The organism is Streptomyces sp. NRRL S-337 (assembly GCF_000720175.1).
Classification (GTDB): domain Bacteria; phylum Actinomycetota; class Actinomycetes; order Streptomycetales; family Streptomycetaceae; genus Streptomyces; species Streptomyces siderophoricus.
Genome location: NZ_JOIX01000001.1, coordinates 323,185 through 341,380, shown reverse-complemented (window position 1 = coordinate 341,380; position 18,196 = coordinate 323,185). Strand labels below are relative to the sequence as shown.

16 protein-coding genes are annotated in these 18,196 nt (G+C 69.5%); 8 read left to right on the top strand and 8 right to left on the bottom strand.

Annotated features, from left to right (window positions below):
- Nucleotides 1-24: 24 nt before the first annotated feature.
- The 3 genes from IG62_RS41185 to IG62_RS0101510 all read right to left on the bottom strand — a co-directional run bounded on the left by IG62_RS41185 (nt 25) and on the right by IG62_RS0101510 (nt 2,736).
- Nucleotides 25-1,113 (bottom strand): NAD-binding protein, encoded by a 1,089-nt coding sequence (locus IG62_RS41185; protein ID WP_234326145.1) that lies wholly within the window; start codon nt 1,111-1,113, stop codon nt 25-27.
- Nucleotides 1,110-1,397 (bottom strand): hypothetical protein, encoded by a 288-nt coding sequence (locus IG62_RS48180; RefSeq protein WP_234326144.1) that lies wholly within the window; start codon nt 1,395-1,397, stop codon nt 1,110-1,112. The genes IG62_RS41185 and IG62_RS48180 overlap by 4 nt, the downstream gene beginning before the upstream one ends.
- Nucleotides 1,398-2,061: 664 nt before the next feature.
- A complete protein-coding gene (locus IG62_RS0101510) occupies nt 2,062-2,736 on the bottom strand; it encodes a MarR family transcriptional regulator (protein ID WP_030796547.1) in 675 nt (224 codons plus the stop codon).
- Between the two features lie 183 nt (nt 2,737-2,919).
- On the opposite strand from IG62_RS0101510, the gene IG62_RS0101505 reads away from it, so the two are divergent.
- Both IG62_RS0101505 and IG62_RS0101500 read left to right on the top strand, forming a co-directional pair.
- Complete coding sequence (locus IG62_RS0101505) at nt 2,920-4,119, top strand: cytochrome P450 (protein ID WP_030796546.1); 1,200 nt, start codon at nt 2,920-2,922, stop codon at nt 4,117-4,119.
- The gene (locus IG62_RS0101500; RefSeq protein WP_030796541.1) at nt 4,116-4,337 is read left to right on the top strand and encodes a ferredoxin; all 222 of its coding nucleotides are present in this window, start codon (nt 4,116-4,118) and stop codon (nt 4,335-4,337) included. Before IG62_RS0101505 ends, IG62_RS0101500 begins: the two co-directional genes overlap by 4 nt.
- Nucleotides 4,338-4,450: 113 nt before the next feature.
- On the opposite strand, the gene IG62_RS0101495 is transcribed toward IG62_RS0101500, so the two are convergent.
- From IG62_RS0101495 to IG62_RS0101485, 3 genes are all read right to left on the bottom strand, one after another.
- Complete coding sequence (locus tag IG62_RS0101495; protein WP_234326142.1) at nt 4,451-6,436, bottom strand: flavin monoamine oxidase family protein; 1,986 nt, start codon at nt 6,434-6,436, stop codon at nt 4,451-4,453.
- 223 nt (nt 6,437-6,659) lie between these two features.
- The gene (locus tag IG62_RS0101490) at nt 6,660-7,244 is read right to left on the bottom strand and encodes a GNAT family N-acetyltransferase (protein WP_030796537.1); all 585 of its coding nucleotides are present in this window, start codon (nt 7,242-7,244) and stop codon (nt 6,660-6,662) included.
- 141 nt (nt 7,245-7,385) lie between these two features.
- On the bottom strand, nt 7,386-7,880 hold the full coding sequence (locus tag IG62_RS0101485) for a winged helix-turn-helix transcriptional regulator (protein ID WP_030796535.1): 495 nt from the start codon (nt 7,878-7,880) through the stop codon (nt 7,386-7,388).
- 123 nt (nt 7,881-8,003) lie between these two features.
- Here IG62_RS0101485 and IG62_RS0101480 point away from each other — a divergent pair, with 123 nt between their 5' ends.
- The 3 genes from IG62_RS0101480 to IG62_RS0101470 all read left to right on the top strand — a co-directional run bounded on the left by IG62_RS0101480 (nt 8,004) and on the right by IG62_RS0101470 (nt 12,051).
- Nucleotides 8,004-9,296, top strand: a complete 1,293-nt coding sequence (locus tag IG62_RS0101480; RefSeq protein ID WP_078871737.1) for an MFS transporter — start codon at nt 8,004-8,006, stop codon at nt 9,294-9,296.
- 635 nt (nt 9,297-9,931) lie between these two features.
- Nucleotides 9,932-10,594 carry a response regulator transcription factor gene (locus IG62_RS0101475; RefSeq protein ID WP_030796531.1) on the top strand — a complete coding sequence of 221 codons (663 nt, stop codon included), beginning with the start codon at nt 9,932-9,934 and terminating at the stop codon, nt 10,592-10,594.
- Complete coding sequence (locus IG62_RS0101470; protein WP_051797396.1) at nt 10,591-12,051, top strand: sensor histidine kinase; 1,461 nt, start codon at nt 10,591-10,593, stop codon at nt 12,049-12,051. Before IG62_RS0101475 ends, IG62_RS0101470 begins: the two co-directional genes overlap by 4 nt.
- Nucleotides 12,052-12,211: 160 nt before the next feature.
- On the opposite strand, the gene IG62_RS0101465 is transcribed toward IG62_RS0101470, so the two are convergent.
- Nucleotides 12,212-13,090 carry a membrane protein gene (locus IG62_RS0101465; protein ID WP_030796527.1) on the bottom strand — a complete coding sequence of 293 codons (879 nt, stop codon included), beginning with the start codon at nt 13,088-13,090 and terminating at the stop codon, nt 12,212-12,214.
- 611 nt (nt 13,091-13,701) lie between these two features.
- On the opposite strand from IG62_RS0101465, the gene IG62_RS43950 reads away from it, so the two are divergent.
- The 3 genes from IG62_RS43950 (at nt 13,702) to IG62_RS0101445 (ending at nt 16,644) form a co-directional block, all read left to right on the top strand.
- Nucleotides 13,702-14,280, top strand: coding sequence for an RDD family protein (locus tag IG62_RS43950; protein ID WP_158794941.1), 579 nt, complete (start codon nt 13,702-13,704; stop codon nt 14,278-14,280).
- A gap of 727 nt (nt 14,281-15,007) precedes the next feature.
- Nucleotides 15,008-15,832 carry a S1 family peptidase gene (locus tag IG62_RS0101450; RefSeq protein WP_037837627.1) on the top strand — a complete coding sequence of 275 codons (825 nt, stop codon included), beginning with the start codon at nt 15,008-15,010 and terminating at the stop codon, nt 15,830-15,832.
- A gap of 2 nt (nt 15,833-15,834) precedes the next feature.
- A complete protein-coding gene (locus IG62_RS0101445) occupies nt 15,835-16,644 on the top strand; it encodes a S1 family peptidase (RefSeq protein WP_158794940.1) in 810 nt (269 codons plus the stop codon).
- A gap of 139 nt (nt 16,645-16,783) precedes the next feature.
- Here the strand turns inward: IG62_RS0101445 and IG62_RS0101440 are convergent, their stop codons facing one another.
- The gene (locus tag IG62_RS0101440; protein WP_030796519.1) at nt 16,784-18,103 is read right to left on the bottom strand and encodes an MFS transporter; all 1,320 of its coding nucleotides are present in this window, start codon (nt 18,101-18,103) and stop codon (nt 16,784-16,786) included.
- Between the last annotated feature and the right edge of the window lie 93 nt (nt 18,104-18,196).

Genomic DNA, 18,196 nt, shown 5'->3' with positions numbered 1-18,196 from the left:
GGTTCGCGAGGCGGATCCCACCGTTCAGACACCGTCCTGTGGGTGGTCGCACCGGAGCGCGTGTGGCCACGGCGTGAAGCTTCCGCTGCCGTGCTCGACCCACAGCCGTCTACCGTGGGCGATCACTCCGCGTGGCCGTAGCCCGGTCAGGCTCGCGGTCGTGTACGCGGCGCTCAGACTGCCCAGGTCGTGGACGATGCCGATCCGGAACAGGGACTGGGTCTCGGCGATGGCCTCATGGTCACCTGCCCGGATGACCACGCGCAGATCGGGCGCGACTGCCCGTGCGGCGACGGCGACCGCGATGTTGTCCAGGTCGTCCGAGGCGACGGCGGCGAGGGTCTGAGCGGTGTGGAGGCTGAGCTTGCGCAGCACGAACCTGTCGGTGGCGTCGGCGATGACGACGGGAACGCCGAGGGCCTTGGCCAGCCGGAGGTTGGGGGCGGCCGGGTCGCGTTCGACCGCGATCACGCCGATGCCGAGGGCCTGCAACCGGGTGCACAGCCGCAGTCCCACCTGCCCGAGCCCGACGACCACCACGTGGCCCGCACGCGGCAGCGCTCGGGGGCCCACCATGCCGATCGAGCGGGGGCCAAGGAGGCGGTCGACCATGCCGGCGGTGAAGACGGCCGTGAAGACGATGGTGATGAGCATCGCGAGTGCGGCGAACAGGAGGTAGGCGCTCGACCCGTGGGCGGACGCCGGGCCGACGGCGGAGACGGTGCGTACCGCCTCGAAGAAGGCTTCCACCGGTGGACGGTGGTTGAGCGTCACGGCCCAGCTCCAGTCCGCGAGCAGCACGGCGAGAAGTCCGGTGAGACCGGTCAGCATGATGCGGGAGCTGCCGTCGTGGGGCCGTAGCTGTCCTCTGAGCTTCCCCAGCCAGGCCCGGTACCTCAGGGAACGCGGTGGCCGGTACGTTTCGAGGCGCACGCCGTCGCTTTCCCAACGGGCGCCTATGTGGCCCGAGGGCGTGCGGTTGAGGGCCAGCAGGTCGGGTTGGAGACAGGCGGCCAACAGGGCTGGGGCGGCGACCTCGGCCGGCGAGGTGACCTGGCAGTTCGGAACCACGCGTACGAGTTGCTCGGCGACCGTCCGGTCGAAGACGGTCACCACCAGCAGGACGCCTGGGCAGATGTGCTCGACCGCGAGCGCGTAGCGCAGGGACTCGACGTCGTCGTCGAAAGGATCGCGACCCCCGCCACCTCGATTCCCGTCGCCTCCTGGTCCAGCGCCCGGCGCAGATCCTCGTCCGTGGGCTGTGCCAGATGGCGCACCGTATGCCCGGCCGACTGCAGGAAGCCGCAGACCCTGCGCGCCTCATCGCTGCCGATCACCACGAAGTGCCGCGCCCGTGCCTGGTTTTCCAGTCGTGGACCACCTGAGGAATGAGGCACTGCGTCGGGCTCCTCGGTGGAGACGCCGTCGAGGGCTCGCTCAGAGATCGAAGGCACAGTCATCGGATCGATAGGGGTCGCAGTCGAGGCAGCGGGGGGACTGGCAGCCTTGACAGCTGGTGAGCAACCGGCCGCAGTGACACCTGAGTTGGCTCCTGTCGGCGGACCTGCCGCGCACGGCCGGTCCGGAGTGGATGATGCCGGTGGGCGGCGGGACGGGCGGCCTGCCGTCAGCGTTCACGGGTCTACTCCCCTCGAATGGTGGCGCGGCACTCCAGACCGGACCGGCCAGGGCCGGTACGGCGAGGAATGCCGGCATCACCAGCGCTGGATCTCGCGTATGCCGAAGGTAGGAGCGGCTCGTCCTGCGCACCATGGACAGACGCCACGCTCTCGGTGCCTGCGATTCAGACACGTGCTCAAACGCCTCGGTGTCAGCCAGCGGCCCGGAGGCACCTATGTCACCGGGCGGCGGGGCATATACGGCAAGCGGGTGTGCCTTCCGCCCAGTGCCAATTCATAGCCGTGCGAGGCAGACACCCACACCCGCCCCCGGTCAACGACCCACGTCAGCCCATGCACACCAACGCGGTCTTCTTCCAAAACGCCCTGGACGGCACTGAGATCGTGCGCCGGCTCCAAGAGGGAAGGGCCACGACCCCCATCACGCCAAAAGGGTGCGCCAGCGGTCGGCCGACTCCGTCAGGTCCCGGGTGACCCGCTCCAGGAACGCACCTGCCCTGGCGAGCCGCTGCCCCACGGGCCCGTCGAGTCCGACCGTCTCCGCCCCCGCTAGCGCGGCCTGTGCCGCCTCGAGCGTCTGCTGCGCGCTGATGACGACCGAGTGGTACCAGGCTTCGTCGTCGACCACGTAGATGTCGCGACGCCGCTGCGGATCGCGCTCGCGTCGGACATACCCGTTCTGGACCAGGACGTTCACGGCCACGGAGACGGAGGCCGGGCTGACCTGCAGCCTGCGGGTCAGCTCGGCCGCGGTGCGCCTGCCGTCCTCGGACAGCATCAGGTCGACGTGCACGCGCGCCGTCATCCTCGGCATCCCGGACCTGACCGCCAGCTCGATGATCTCCTCTTCCACCGCGCCGGCCTGCGGTCCGGCCTCGCGTGGGGGTGCCGGTATGCCACGCCGGGCCCGCTGGGCCGTCGCCTGGTGGGCCTGCTGGGGCCGGTAGCCGCCGGGCCCGCCGTTGCGTCCCACCTCCCGGCTGATCGTCGAGGTCGACCGGTCCAGTCGCCTGGCGATCTCAGCGTACGAGAGCCCGTCGGCGAGGCCGGCCGCGATGCACTGGCGGTCCTGCTGGGTCAACCGTCCTCCTGGCATGCCGTCAGTATTGCCTTCAACGCCATCCATTGCAACGCCGCGTTGCATTCGATCTCAGCGTCATTGCATCAATTTTCCGGCCTGTACCTGCGGAAACGCCTTTTCGTCGATTGACGAGGTTCTGAACGCAACGTAGCTTTCGGGGTGCGTCAAACACGTCATATCGCGAGCTGAGGAATGGTCATGAGTGAATCCGTCCACACCGTCATGGCACAGCCGACGGCGCGTCAGCCAGGCTGCCCCTTCGACCCGCCGGCAGAGCTGCTCGAAGCCCATCGGCACGGCCCCATCAGCCGCTACACCCACCTCGGCGGAAAACCCGGCTGGCTGATCACCGGGTACGACATGGTCAGGTCGGTCCTTGCGGACTCGCGATTCAGCTCGCGCAAGGAGCTGTTGAACGTGGGCGACTTCGAGGTTCCGCCGGCGCCACCCGGCGAGTTCCTGCTCATGGACGAGCCGCAGCACGGGCGCTATCGGAAGCCGCTGGTGGGCAAGTTCACCGTACGGCGGATGCGACTGCTCACCGAGCGCATCGAGCAGATCACCGCCGAATGCCTGGACGCCATGGAGAAGGCCGGGCCGCCGGCAGACCTGGTGACCTCGTTCGCCAAGCCCATCCCCACCATCGTGATCTGCGAGCTGCTGGGGGTGCCGTACGAGGACCGGGGCTCCTTCCAGGAGCAGATCGACACGTTCATGGGTGGGGAGACGAGCGACGAGGAGCTGATAGCGGCCTACACCGCGACCCAGGAGTACCTCGCGGAGCTGGTGGCCGCCAAGCGCGCGAACCCCACCGACGACGTGCTCAGTGAACTCACCGACAGCGATCTGACCGATGAGGAGCTGAAAGGGATCAGCCTGATCCTGCTGGCGGCCGGGTTCGACACCACCGCGAACATGCTGTCCCTCGGCACCTTCGCGCTGCTGCAGAACCCGGCCCAACTGGCCGCGCTGCGCGCCGATCCCGCGCTCACCGACGGCGCCGTGGAGGAGCTGCTGCGGTATCTGAGCGTCGCCAAGACGTTCATGCGGACGGCGCTGGTGGACGTCGAGTTGGGCGGCCAGACCATCGAGGCCGGCACGACGGTCGTCCTGTCGTACCACACCGCCAACCGCGACCCCGAGCGCTTCGCCGACCCCCATGTGCTCGACCTGCGCCGGCCGTACGACGGGCACCTGGCCTTCAGTCACGGTATCCACCAGTGCCTGGGTCAGCAGTTGGCCCGCGTCGAGATGCGGGTCGCGTTCCGCGCGCTGGTCGACCGCTTCCCCACGCTGCGCCTGGCCGTACCGGCCGAAGACGTTCTCCTGCGCCCGGAGACCGCGGACATCTACGGGGTCAAGAGCCTCCCGGTCACCTGGGACCAGGTGACGTCATGAGGACGCCGCGCCTGCGCGTCGACCGTGAGCGCTGCATCAGTGCCGGAATGTGCGCTCTGACCGCCCCCGCGGTCTTCGACCAGGATGCCGACGACGGCCGCGTGCTCCTGCTGCACGCCGAGCCGCCCACCGCCCATCGCGCGGCCGCACAGATGGCCGCCGGTGTCTGCCCCTCCGGCGCGATCACCCTCCACGGGCCGGAGGCCAGCGGCTCCTAGCGCCGGGGCGACCGCGTAGGAGAGGACGACCGCTCAGGAGAGGACGACCGCTCAGGAGAACCGGTCCGGCGTCCCGGGGGCGGGAGCGCCGGACGGGGTCGTCGTGCCTCCTGTCAGCTCGTGTGGACCGTCAGTGCCGTCCGGACGGCAGACTCAAGCGCGCCTTCGATCCAGGCGGGCTTGATGGAGGTGTGGTCCCCCGCGAAATGCAGCGGCCCCTCGGATGTGGGGACGTCGGGGAACAGCTCTGCGTGCTGGCCGGGGAAGAGCACGGAGGCCTCACCATAGGCGTAGTGGTCGCGCATCCATGACTGGGTCTTGCACTTGTTGGTGAAGAAGACCTCACACCGGCGGCCGAAGACAGCCTGCACGCCGGCGAGCGCACGCAGATACCGCTCGTCGTCGGCGAAGGCGTCCCACTTGAGGGCGTCGTCGGACCAGCTGTAGGAGGCGAGCATGATGCCTCCGTCGCTGCCTTCCATGGGATGCGCATGCTCGAAGTACATGAAGCGGTTGGCGTTGTCGCTCACGTTCCCGCCGCCACGGATGTGAGCGGCACCCGGATCGCTGTTCGTGACGGGCCGGAAGACCGCGAAGCACTTCTTGAGTTCGGCGGGGATCGTCACCCCCAGGTCCTTCACGGACCTGTGCGCGCCGAGGTACGTGCCGTGGTTGACCGTGCCTGCCTTGTACTTGTCGTAGAGGTTGTCCTCGATGGAGTTCAGCGCCGCCTTCCACTGCGCCTCGGTGAACTCCCACCAGCGCTGCGAGAATTCCAGCAGCACCTTGGTCGCGGCGTCGTAGTGCAGTTCCGTGATGGCCCGGCGCTTGCCGTAGGTGAGCGGAGGGTCGAAGGTCACGTGGCGCAGTCCGGAGAAGGGCACGGTGATGATGGCCTCATCGCCCTCGAAGACCTCCGTGACACCGCCCTTGCCGGTCTGGCAGTCCTCGGAAACGGTGTGCACCCTGACCTTGCCGGCGTGCCGCTCGATACGTACGGCGCGCCTGTCGAGGCTCACCTTCCCCTTGACCGGCTTGTACAACGCGTCGGCGAGCAGCGCGGTGCCGCCCTTGATCTCCCAGAACTTGGTCTTGGGGTCGATCAGGGCGCTGGACAGGAAGCTGTGCGTGAAGGAGAGATGCAGCCGTGAGGTCAGGTTCTGGACGGTGCCGATGAGGTCGATGGTCCTGGTATCGAGCTTGGCGACTTCGGTGAGGTACCGGTACATGGACCAATGGCCGAACTTCTTGAGGACCTCGGCCCACCCGTTGACGAGGGCGGTTCCTTCCTTTCCTCGGATGAGCCGGTGTGCAGGTTCGAGGGCCTGCGCGAGGATGGCCGATGCGGTCTTCGTGCGGTTGGGGCCCGTGACACCGAAGGTGTCATTGATCTTTTCAGGGTGCTTCTCGTAGTCGGCCCGGCGCATGCGGACGCCATTGACGTGGATCCAGGCGCGGTTGGCCTGCTTCGTCGGGTCGTCGACATCCACATCCACCAGGTAGAACTCCTGGAGCGTGAGGCCGAACTTCTTGATCAGTGCCATGAGGAGGGGATGGCTGCCGGGCAGTCGCATGGCACCGGCTTCGGCGTACTGCTTGGGGTCGGCGAAGGGCTGTTCTCCGTTTTCGTGACCGCCTTTGCGGAACGTCTTGATGCGGCCGCCGACGCGGTTGCCGTTGGCCTCGATCACCACGACGTCGTGGCCTGCCCGGTGGAGCAGGTTGGCAGCGAGCAGGCCGGCCGGGCCGGCCCCGACGATCAGGACCCGCTTTGTCGCCTTCGCTCGGCTGGCGGGAAGGCCGTTGTCGATGGCCTTCAGGTAGGTCGGGACCAGGGACTTGTCATGCTCGTCATAGACGGCGATGGCGCGGGCGACGGTGGTGAACGCCTTGGGATCGACGCCGGGCGGCACTGCGGCCGGCGCCGCCGCGGGAGCGGTGGCGGGGCTCAGCGCGGTCGCGGGCGTGATGGAGGCGGCGGTGAGTCCGGCAGCGAGGGCCGAGGCCCCGGTTGCCGTCACCACGGCGCGCCGTGAGGGCTGCGCCTCGCTCGATGCCTTGGTGTCGTCCGTACCGGGAGTCACGCGCGGAGCGCTCATGTCGTGTGAATTCATAGCTCATCACACTTGACATACGAACGTCGCAGAGCCAGCTGCTTCACACGGACGGGAACGGTAAACCACTCTCCCGGCTACATGACGTGGACGGTCAACGACCTTGTGGGAGGCGGACGTTCGACCCACCCGCCTTGGTGGCCGGGCTGTCGGCGCTTCGAGGAACCGCATTCACTCGCCGCTTGGTCGCCTCCAACACGCCTTCCGCTCAGTCATCTCCCTGGACACGAGCATGAAGGTGCATGTCGTGCCAGCCGTCCAGTTGCCGATGCGCGCCGCGCCGAGTGCCCTCCAGAGCGAAGCCAGACTTGGTGGCCACCCGGCAGGAGGCATCGTTGGCGACCGAGTGCGCGAGTTCAAGGCGGTGAAAGCCGGCCTCGTCCAGCGCCCAGGCAGCCAACGCGACCAGGGACCGCGGGGCGACACCGGTGCCACGGGCGTGGGGCAGGACCCAGTACGCCACTTCGGCGAGGCCATGGAGAAGGTCCATCCACCGCAGAGACATCCGGCCGGCGACCTCGCCGTCGGCCCGGGTAATGACCCACTGGACGGCCTGCTCCTGCTCCCAAGACCGGTGGGAGGCCGTGACCCAGTCCCGGGCTTCCTGCAGCGACGTCACATGGTGCGTGTGCCAGCGCCGGATTAACGGGTCCTGGAAGGCACGTTGCAGTACAGCAGCGTCGTCCGCCTCCCAGGGCCGCAACAGCAACTCACCGTCAGCCGACGGTATCGAGGGCTGAGCGGACGCGGAAAGGGTCCCGGCCGGGATGGCGGGTGTGATGGCAAAGCTCATGAGCGGCATGATGACGCACGACCTGGCTGGAAGCGTCAGGAGAGTCGGCGACCTGGCGCAAAACCTCGCGCGCGGCCCGGGACACTGGTTCCAACCGGCCCGTACGACCCCACCGGCGGCGCTGTGAAGCCGGCGCGCGGCCTACTCCTTCTCAGCCCTCTCCGTCTCTTGCGGCTCCTCTTGCAGCGTCTCTTGCAGCTTCTCCACGACTGTGTCCTCCGGCCCGACCGGCCGTCCGTCCGCCGCCCGGATCTGCAAACGGCGCAACGGGCGGCTGGTCCGGCGGTCCAGCAGGCGGGAGTGGTCCTCGTCGGGGGTGAAGCACTGGTCCTCGCCCCACTGGCGCAGGGCGACGATCACCGGAAACAGGGCGCGACCCTTCTCCGTGAGGAGGTACTCGCGGTGGGACCCACCGTCCGGCGCGGGCACGCCGCGCAGCACCCCGGCCTTCTCCAACGCACGCAGCCGCGCCGCCAGGATGTTCTTGGCGATGCCGAGGCTGCGCTGGAACTCGCCGAACCGGCGGCTGCCGTCGAAGGCGTCCCGCACGATCAACAGCGACCACCAATCGCCGATGGCGTTCACCGACCGGGCAACGGGACAGGGGTCGGCGTCGAAACGGGTGCGGGCGACCATCCGTGGCTCCTCTCCTACAGCTCCCCGGACCCCTCTCCAGGGATGGTTGCAACATGCTACCTCGCATGGCTACTGTCGCATCGGTAGCAAGTTGAAACCAAGTCGAACGGAAGGTGTGTCGGTATGGCGATCCAGTGCTCCGGTGCGGTCGGCGAGTGCAACGGATCCGGCGGCCACGAGGCGCACGCCACGGCGTCGACGTCGGCATCGGCATCGGCATCGGCGTCGGCGTCGGACACATCGCCGCCCGCCCGGCTCGTGCCCCTGCTCGCCCTCGCCTGCGGCAGCTCCGTGGCCACCGTCTACTTCGCGCAGCCCCTGCTGGTGACCCTCGGAGAGCGGTTCGCGCTCGGCTCAGGGTTAGTGGGTGCGATCGTCACGGTGACTCACCTCGGCTATGCGTCAGGCCTGTTGACGCTCGTGCCGCTCGGCGACCTGCTAGACCATCGTCGGCTGGTCACCGGTCAGCTCGGGTTGCTGGCACTCGCACTGCTGGCCGCCGGGCTGGCGCCGGGCGTGGCGGCGCTGCTCGGCGCGCTCGCCGTGGTCGGCCTGCTCGCCGTCGTCGCCCAGACGATGGTCGCGGCGGCTGCCGCCCTGACCCCACCCGCCCGGCGCGGCCGCGCCGTCGGAACGGTCACCGGCGGCATCATCACCGGAATCCTGCTGGCCCGCGCCGCCGCCGGCGTACTCGCCGACCTCGCCGGCTGGCGCGCGGTCTACCTGGCGTCCGCGGGCGTCACCGCCGTCCTCGCCTTGCTGCTGCGTCGCGTTCTGCCCTCGGGCTCGCCGTCCGCCAAGGTGCGCGAGGAGTCGTACGGACGGCTCGTGGCCTCGACCGTCACTCTGTTCGTCCGTCATCCGCTGCTACGGATCCGGGGCGCGCTCGCCCTGCTGGTGTTCGCGGCCTTCAGCACGCTGTGGAGCGGCATGGCGCAGCCGCTGAGCGGTCCGCCGTGGTCGCTGTCGCACACCGCGATCGGCGCGTTCGGGCTCGCCGGGGCGGCCGGGGCCGTCGCCGCCGGAGTGGCCGGGCGCTGGAGCGACCGGGGGCTCGCCCAGCACACGACCGGCGTCGGTCTCGCCCTACTGGCGCTTTCCTGGCTCCCCATCGCCCTGACCCCGCAATCGCTGTGGGCGCTGGCGATCGGTGCCGTCCTGCTGGACTTCGCCGTGCAGGCCGTCCACGTCACCAACCAGACCCTGATCCACGCCGTCCGACCCGATGCGGGCAGCAGGATCATCGGCGGCTACATGGTCTTCTACTCGGCGGGCAGCAGCCTCGGCGCCCTCGGTTCCTCCCTCGCCTACGCGACGGCAGGCTGGCCGGCCGTGACAGCCCTCGGTACGTCATTCAGCCTGGCCGCCCTACTCCTGTGGGCAACGACCCGCCGTATGGGTTCGGCCGCACGCTGATGGTTCGTTGGGCCGACTACGGAAGGCCCCTGTCGCCGAAGTCCCGTCGAACCGATCCGCTGACTGGTACTGGCACCAAGCGGAAGCCAACGGCCGCGCCACTGCAAGCCGATCGCGTACGCGCCTGAGCTCCCCCAGTGCCCCACCGGCCGCCGCGATGAGGATCTGAGGGAGGGACAGGTGTGCGCCCCTCTCCCACCGGCCAGACACAGCGGTCCCGCCGTGAGGAGCAGCGAGTCGGCGGGCGCGTCGGCGGGCGCGTCGGCGGGCGCGTCGGCGGGCGCAGGCAGGAGCCGACCGCCCGCCTGCTGTCGACGAACCATGACAAGCCCTACCTCCTTCATCGTCTACAGTGCGGTAGACCGTCTACCTGTCTGTAGTCGGCCCGACGTCACTGTCGTCCGGCCGTGCCCCGCCACCTCCTCGGCCGGGGCCACCTCGTCCGGGACGAGAGCGGGAAGGGTCGCCGCAGTACAGGAGGCGCCGCCCGCGGGCCAAACCGCTGCCTCCTGACCTCACGCCACCTACCGGCCTGGTGGCCTACCGGCCTACCGGCCTACCGGAAGTGTTGCTCAAAGGTGGGGGCGGACGCGGTATCCCGGCCCGGCCCCGAGCTTGTTGTGAGGTGATCATCTGTGCGTCCCACCGTTCTGATCGTCGAGGACGACCACGCGCTGCGGGACGTGCTGGTACGCGGACTGCGTGACGAGGACTTCGGCACGCTGGCCGCTCAGGACGGCGCGACCGCTCTCCGGCTGACTGGCGACAACGTGGACGCGGTGGTGCTGGACGTCAGGCTGCCGGACGCGGACGGGCGGGACGTGTGCCAGGCGATGCGGGCGCAGGGGTTCTCCAGTCCGGTCGTCTTCCTGACCGCGCACCACCGGCTCCATGACCGCCTCAGCGGGTTCTCCGCCGGGGGTGACGACTACCTCGCCAAGCCGTTCCATCTCGCCGAGCTGACCGCCAGGTTGCGCGCCGCCCTCAAGCGATCCGGGCCGGCCCGGCCTACGGCCGCCAAGGGCCTGGTCCTGGATCCGGTGCACCACAGCCTGTGTGCAGGGGGCGGCGACGTGACGTTGACGCCCACCGAATTCCGGCTCCTTGCCGCCTTGATGGCGGGTCTGGGGGCAGTGGTGGGCAGACGGGAGCTCGTCCGGGCCGGCTGGCCGGAAGGTGCGCAGGTCAGCGACAACACCCTCGACCAGTATCTGAGCCGGTTGCGCCGCAAGATCCGGGATGCGGGCAGCAGCCTCACGATCAGCACCCTGCGGGGGATCGGGCACCGGCTCTCATGACCACTGCCCCGCGCCTCATTTCCGCGTTGGCCGGCCGTTGCCGCCCCCGTACGCTGCGGGGCCGGCTGTCCCTCGTGGCGCTGACCACCGCCACGCTGGTGATGATGGTCCTCACCGTCGTGTTCAACGCGATCGTCCGCCACCATCTCCAGCAACAGGCGGACGACGAACTGCGCACGCGGGCAAGTGCCGTGGCCGCAACCGTCGACACCCGCCATCAGCCGGTACGCGTCCTGGAGACACCGCACGACGCCGCCTTGGACACCAACGTATGGATTTACGCCGGCACCCGGCTGCTGGAGCACCCCGCCTCAGCCGCGGCCGACGGCACAATCACTCGGGCCGCCACCCGTCTCACCGCGCACGGCGACAAGCGCTGCAGCGAGGTGACGGCCGGAGATCGCATACGTTTGTGCGCCGAGCCCGTGGGCGGGGTCCGGCCGGGTGCCAGGCCCACCGCCGCCGTCGCCACCGTCGTCACCGCCATAAACCTCGCTCCCTACCGTGCCTCGGCCGACACCCTGCTCATCGCCTCCCTCGCGCTCGACGCCACCGTCCTGGCCTGCACCTACGTCCTGACCCGGCTGGCGGTGGGGCGCGCCCTGCGCCCGGTCCGGACCATGACGGAGCAGGCCACCCGGTGGAGCGTGGTCGCCTCCCAAGAGCGCTTCGGCACCGGGGACCGCCCCGCCGAACTCTTCCGGCTCGGGGCCTCACTGGACGAACTGCTCGACCGGATCCGTGCCGTGTTGCGCCACGAACAGCAACTCACCCGGGAGCTCTCCCACGAGCTGCGCAATCCCCTGGCGCGGATCACCGCCGAACTCGACTGGTGGCAAGCCCGCCCCCGCTCCACCGACGAGACCCGCGCCACCCACACCTCCATCGCCGAGGCCGCCGCCTCCATGCGCACCATCTGCGAGACCGTCCTGGACGACGCCCGGGCCGGCGCACACACCGTTCCCGGCACGACGGACGTCATGGCCGTACTGCGCCGCTTCACCGATCAGCACAACTCCCGTGAGAAGGCCAGAATCTCGGTTGCCGACATCACGGTTGCCGAGACCGCGGGCGCCGAGACCGCGGGCGCCGAAATCACGCTTGACGGCCCGGAGACCGTGATGGCCGGGGTGCCCGCCGCACTGCTGGAGCGCATCGTCGCCCCGCTCGTCGACAACGCCTTGCGCTACGCCCGCTCGCGGGTCGCCCTACAGGTCTCGCCTGCGCCCGACGGCACCCGCGTGGCGGTCGTCGACGACGGCCCCGGCGTCCCGGGTACCCTCACCGCGCAGCTCTTCCAACCGGGCCGGCGCGCCGAACCGGCGGACGGACACGCCGGAGCGGGCCTGGGTCTACCGCTTGCCCGACGCCTGGCCCGCTCCGCCGGCGGTGAAGTGACCCATGACGCCGGCCACACCGAGGGCGCGCGCTTCGTGGTCCGCCTGCCCGCCGGATGACACGGCCCCTCCGGATGACACGGCCCCCCCCGAATGACACCGCCCCGCCGGCCGACCGCCCCCGGAGGAAACGGTGGCCGACGGGGCTTGCCTCCCGCGCCACGCTCAGGAAGCGTCCATGAGGATGCGGTCCTCAGGAAACGTCCGTGAGGGTGCGTCCTCAGGAAACGTCCGTGAGCGTGCGGTCCTGGGGAACGGTGGTCCGGCGCTCCTGTACGTGGGCGTAGCCCATCAAGCCGAGCAGCACCGCGAGAAGGACCGCCGAGGAGCCGGCCGTACCGAGGTCCAACCCGCCCTTGGCGAGCGGCTTGGTGAGGAAGTCACCCGCGGTCGCCCCGAGGGGCCGGGTGAGGACGAAGGCGATCCAGAACAGCACCACGTTCGGAACGGCCGGTACCCGCATGAGGCCGACCAGTACAGCGAGTACAGCGGTGACGAGCAGGGCGCCGCCCGCGTACCCGAGTCCCGAGCTGTCGGAGAGGAAGTCCCCCATCGAGGTGCCCAGCGTGTTGGACACCAGGATCGCCGCCCAGAAGAGGGCCTCCGCGCGGAAGGAGACGATGTCGCGGATGGCGAACGTCAGGCCGGTGCACTTCCAGATGACGAAGATGACCATCAGCAGCGAGATGAGAATGGCTGCGCCGGTGGGGTACCCCAGCCCCAGGCCCTGCGGTCCCCAGCCGAGCGACTTCGCACCGCCGGTGAGGAACTTGGCGCTGGCGTCACGGTTCATGAAGTCGGACATCGTGGTGCCCGCCATGCTCGTGGACAGGATGACCGTCCAGTAGCAGAACGGGTTGTAGCGCCGGGACCGGAGCTGCACGACCAGCGTGACCACGAAGATCAGGAACAGTGCGATGGTGGTGAGGAAGTAGCCGAGCTTGAGGGTCTGGGCGAAGAGGTCTCCGGCTGTTTCGCCCAGGGTGGTCGCGGCGATCTTCATGACCCAGAAGGCCAGCGTGACCTCTGGGAGCTTCCGCATCACGTACCTGTCGGTACCGGCGGCGTCCAGATCGGTCAGGACTTCGGGCTCAGGCAAGGCAGATCCTCCTGGGTGGCGTCTGCGCCGCCGCACGTCGTGCCGTGGGGCCCTGCGCATGGCGCTGTCGGTGGCCCGGCGGCGCGACCGTGTGCGCGCAGTGGCGGGAAGTGTCAGATACGAGCCACCGCGCACAGCGATGACATCGTACGCCGCCCAACCCTTCCAGCCGCAGTCTGAACGCATCCTGAACAGCACCGACCGCGCCCCACGAGGCAGCCCGGACGGCGAAGCCGACGGTCGGGCCCGGCCTGCTCCCGCAGCTCGCCCGCGTGCAGGGAGGTCGGACTGGGCCGGCGCCCGACAACGTCGTGCATATCGCGACGATCCGCGACCGCCTCCGCCCACGACCCACGACCCACGACCCCACGATTCCCGGAGTCATCCTTCAGGCAGCTGCCGGGTCTTCCTTCAGGCAGATGAACCGTCTGCCACGAGACGTACGCCCACCCGGCGACTCTGTCCTTGGGCAGGCACCTGATGCACGACCTGAGAGCGACGGATCCAGGCCACCACGCGACCACGATGGAAGCGAGTTGAGCACCTTTCCGCCTTCCGCCAGGACACACATCCGGCGCAAGGGGGCCGCAAGAGGCAAGGAAGTTGGCACCATGAACGCGACACAGGCAGCAGGTCCGTCCCCCGTACCGCCGCACATGCCGCCTCCCGAGCGCCTCGGAGCCGGGCCTGCCCCGACGCGGCGGCCGAGCCTCGCTGCGCAGACCGTGGGAAATCAGGGCCTGCGACTGCTCGCCGTCGCCATCGACGTGCTGACCATGGCTGTCATCCTGGCCCTGCCGTCGGCAGGTATCGGACTCTTCCGTGGCCTGGTCCATATCTCCAGCCAGGCGCCGTTCGGCCTCGTCCTCGTGGTGGCCCTGGCGATGTCCTTCCTCTACTCGCCACTGATGACGACCCTGTTCGGAGGCACGGTGGGCAAGCTCACCTGCGGATTGCGCGTCGTACGGCTGACCGACGGGCGCAGGCTGTCCTACGGGCAGGCCCTGGGGCGGCACTTGGTGCATGGGGTCATGGGGGTGGTGCCGGTGCTCGGTCAGATCGATGCGCTGTTCTGCCTCTGGGACCGGCCGTTCCGGCAGTGTCTGCACGACAAGACCGTGGGCAGTGTGGTCATCCGCAGCCGGATGCGCCCGCCCCAGGCCGCCCCGCCTCTGATTCCCGTCGCCTGACCGGCCAGGCCGACGGCGCTGGGTCAGGCGGCCGACAGTGGCGAGAGCCCCCCTCCGGTGGCCGCCTTGCGTGTTCCTCGCCGACGCGGAAGACCGCGGACCAGGTGCATCGCCACCCGCATCGCTACCCGCTACGAGAAGACCGCCAACCACCCTCTACCTGACCGGACTTCACATCGCAGGCATCTTCCTCTCGGCCGTCCGCTGGTCCGAACGAAAGCCCCTGCTCCTGGCCCCGATTGCGACCCTGCCCGGAAGGATCTGCTCGTCGGGCATCGCGACGCCTGACGCAGCAAGCGGTCAGGGGCATCCGGGTGGTCATCCGGCAGCCGGCCGTTGCCACCCGGGCTGCCAGGCGCACACGCCTCGGCAACCGTGGTGGACATCCACCGGTCTTCGACTGCGATGCTACGAACAACGCGGCTCGCTCGGTGGTGGCGAACCAGCCGATCGAGTCGCGCGGGTCACCGCGGACGCACCACCAGGCGCCGACGGTCGCTGGCGGCAACTCCCCTACGGACGGGGGAGGTTCTCTCAGAAGGCAGGGCTGCGGCGGCGGCCAGCCCCAGGGAACCGGACCTCCGGACGCTCCTCCCGGTCGGCATGCGCATGGCCGAACTGCCGCCCCTCATAGCCGTGATCCGCAAGAGCCACCGTGTCGTGGACAACCGTGTGGCGCTGCCCGGGCTCTCACTGGGCGGCATTGTTCGATCGTCACGGAGGAGCAATGAACGCAGCGAGAACGCCCCGCGGTGTCCTGATGGGTGCGGTGTTGGCCGGGATGGCGCTGGTGGTGTCGGCCGTCCCGACCGCCGGCGCGGTGGTGGGAGGAGACCGGGCCGACATCAATAAGTACCCCTGGGCAGTCGCCCTGACGTCGGCGGAAGACGTGAAGAACCCGGAATGCGCCGGCACGCTCGTCGCACCCCGGAAGGTGCTGACCGCGTCCCACTGCGTGAACCCGGCCACCGTCGATCAGATCCGGGTGGTCGGCGGGCGGGAAGACCTTCGGGACACCCGCAAGGGCACGGTCCGCAAGGTCGTGAAGGCGTGGATTCATCCCAAGGCCGTCACCGACGGGAGCGGCGCCAGGTACCCGCACGACATCGCCGTCCTCACCCTCAACGCCCCCATGCCCTACCGGACACTGCCGCTGGCCACCCCGGCGCAGCAGCAGCTGTACGAGGAGGGCACGCCCACCAGGGTCCTGGGGTGGGGTTCCACGACGGGCCGCGGTGACGACAGGCGCGTGCCGCCGTTGCAGACCGCGCTGATCCCCAACCGGGGCGACGGGGGTTGCGTCACCGCGTACGGGAGCCGCCGCTACGACAAGCGCTACACGATGTGCCTGGGCTACCCGGCCGGCGGCGTCAATGCCTGTTACGGGGACAGCGGTGGGCCCGTGGTCGTGAAGGGCCGGCTCGTCGGGGTCATCAGTGGCGGCGGCAGCTGCACCGACCGCCTCTATCCGGGCGTCGCCAACAAGACCGCCTCCTACTACCCGCTCCTCGAAGACCAGATAGCCGGGATAGCCGGACAGCAAGGGGAATGACGATGACACGACGACACATGACGGCGCGTCTGCCCGCCCTGGCCGGTCTCCTGGCGCTCGTCGGCGCCGGCCTCGCCGTGCTGCCGGCCGCCACCGCCCACGCCGTCATCGGTGGGCAGAAGTCGAGCACGGAGCAGGCGCCGTGGGCCGTCTCGATCAACCTGTGGCGACAGACCGACAGCTATCCCCGCTCGGGCCAGTTCTGCGGCGGCACCCTGGTCACCCCCGTCAAGGTCGTCACCGCAGCCCACTGCGTGGTCGACGAAGAGCCCACCGATGTGGGGGTTGTCGCGGGCCGCACCGACCTGCGCCGCTATGACGGCACGATGCGCAAGGTACGGAAGGTCTGGATCCACCCGCGCTTCGGCCGGCACCTGGAGAACGACGTGGCGGTCCTGACGCTCGACAAGCCCATGCCGGCGAAGTACAGCCCGCTGCCGATCGCCACCACCACCGACACCGGTCCGTACCGTCCGGGCACCCGCGCACGGGTCTACGGCTGGGGCCTGCTGGACAACGAGGACCGCCCGGCGAACGTCCTGCGCTCGGCGAAGCTGCGCGTCCTCCCCGACCGGACGTGCCAGCGGCTCAACCCCGGGGACTTCGACCCCACGATGCACACCTGCGCCAACGACAGCGTCACCGGCGCCCATCATGCGGAAGGCGACAGCGGCGGCCCGCTCGTCGCCGACGGCAAACTGATCGGCATCGTCAGCTGGCTGGCCCACAGCAGCGACTCCACCCCCACCCCTGGCGTCTACACCCGCGTCGCGGCCTTCTCTCACGAGATCGCAGCCCAACTCCGCCGGTAGCTGCCTCGCGGTCCGAAGCCGACGTCGAAGCCGTAGCACACGCGGTGGCCGGGGCCCCGGCCACCGCCGCACTGCTCTTGCGCCGGCCCGGAGTGAGGTCCGTCTGCAACGGCTGCCTGCAGGCGCTTGCGGACATCTGTCAGCGGATGCCGTGGAACCGGTAACCACCCACCAGTGCTGCGATGCTCAGGAGGGAGACGGCCAGCAGGTAGTAGCTCGGGGAGATCTGGGAGCCGGTCGCCGTGACCAGTGTCGTGGCGATCGTGGGGGTGAATCCGCCGAAGAGGGCGACCGTGGTGTTGTAGCTGAACGCGAGCCCGGTCGCGCGGGCTTCGGCCGGGAAGGCATCGGCCATCACCGACGGCAGCGCGCCGAAGTACGCCGCCTTCAGCAGGCCGAGGACCGTCATGCACAACGCGAGGGCCAGGAAGGACGGTGCGTTGGTGAGCCAGATGAACAGGGGGACGGCGCTCAGGCCGATGAGGCCGGCGGCGGGGATCATGATCCGCAGCCGGCCGAAGCGGTCGGCGAGCAGACCGACGACGGGAGTTCCGAGGGTCAGGATGGTGCCGGTGATGAGCAGCGCGGTGAACGACAGTGAGTCGTCCAACCCCAGTTCCTTGATCGCGAAGGTGGGCATGTACTGCAGGGAGTAGTTGAGGGCGGTGGAGACCACCAACGCTCCGCCGGCGACCAGAAGGCCGCCCCGGTGATGGCGGAAGACCGAGCGGACCGGCGAAGGCGTACCACCGCTCTCCCCCGCTGCCGGTGACTGCGCCATCGCGGGCGATTCCTCGACGTAGCGCCGTATGACATAGCCGGCAGGGCCGACCAGGAGGCCGAAGACGAACGGTATCCGCCAGCCCCAGGCGGTCATCTGGGTGTCGGACAGCACCGCGGTCAGGCCGGTGGCGAATCCGGCGGCCACCACGGTGGCCAGTCCCTGGCTGGCGAACTGGAAGCTGCCGAAGAAGCCCTTGCGCCGGCTGTCCTGCTCGACCAGGAAGGAGGTGGCGGCGCCGAATTCGCCACCGGCCGCGAAGCCCTGGACCAGCCGCGCGAGCACTATGCCCAGCGGTGCGACGAAGCCGAGCGTGGCGTAGCCGGGCATGAACGCCATCAGTCCGGTGCCGAGCACCATCAGGCGGATCGACAGCATCAGCGCTTTCTTGCGCCCCTGTCGGTCGGCGTACGAGCCGAGCAGCAGGCCACCGATCGGGCGGATCAGATAGCTGATGCCGAACACGGCGTAGGCCTGGATGAGTTGGACACCGGGGTCGTCGTCGGGGAAGAACGTCCTGCCGATGTACGTCGCCATCAGGGCGTACAGGGCGAGGTCGAAGAACTCCAGGGCGTTGCCGATGGTCGCCGCCGCTATCGCGCGTTTGGCGGATGCTCGTCTCGGGGGCGCGGCCGGGGACGTTCCCGGCTCGGTGGGTCGAGGGGAGATTCCGGTCATCGTGGGTCCTTCCGGCGGGCGCCCGGCTGACGGTCGTCAGGCCGAGCGGGGAGGGGGACGGGGAGCGGGAGGTGCTACGACGAGCTGGGGAGG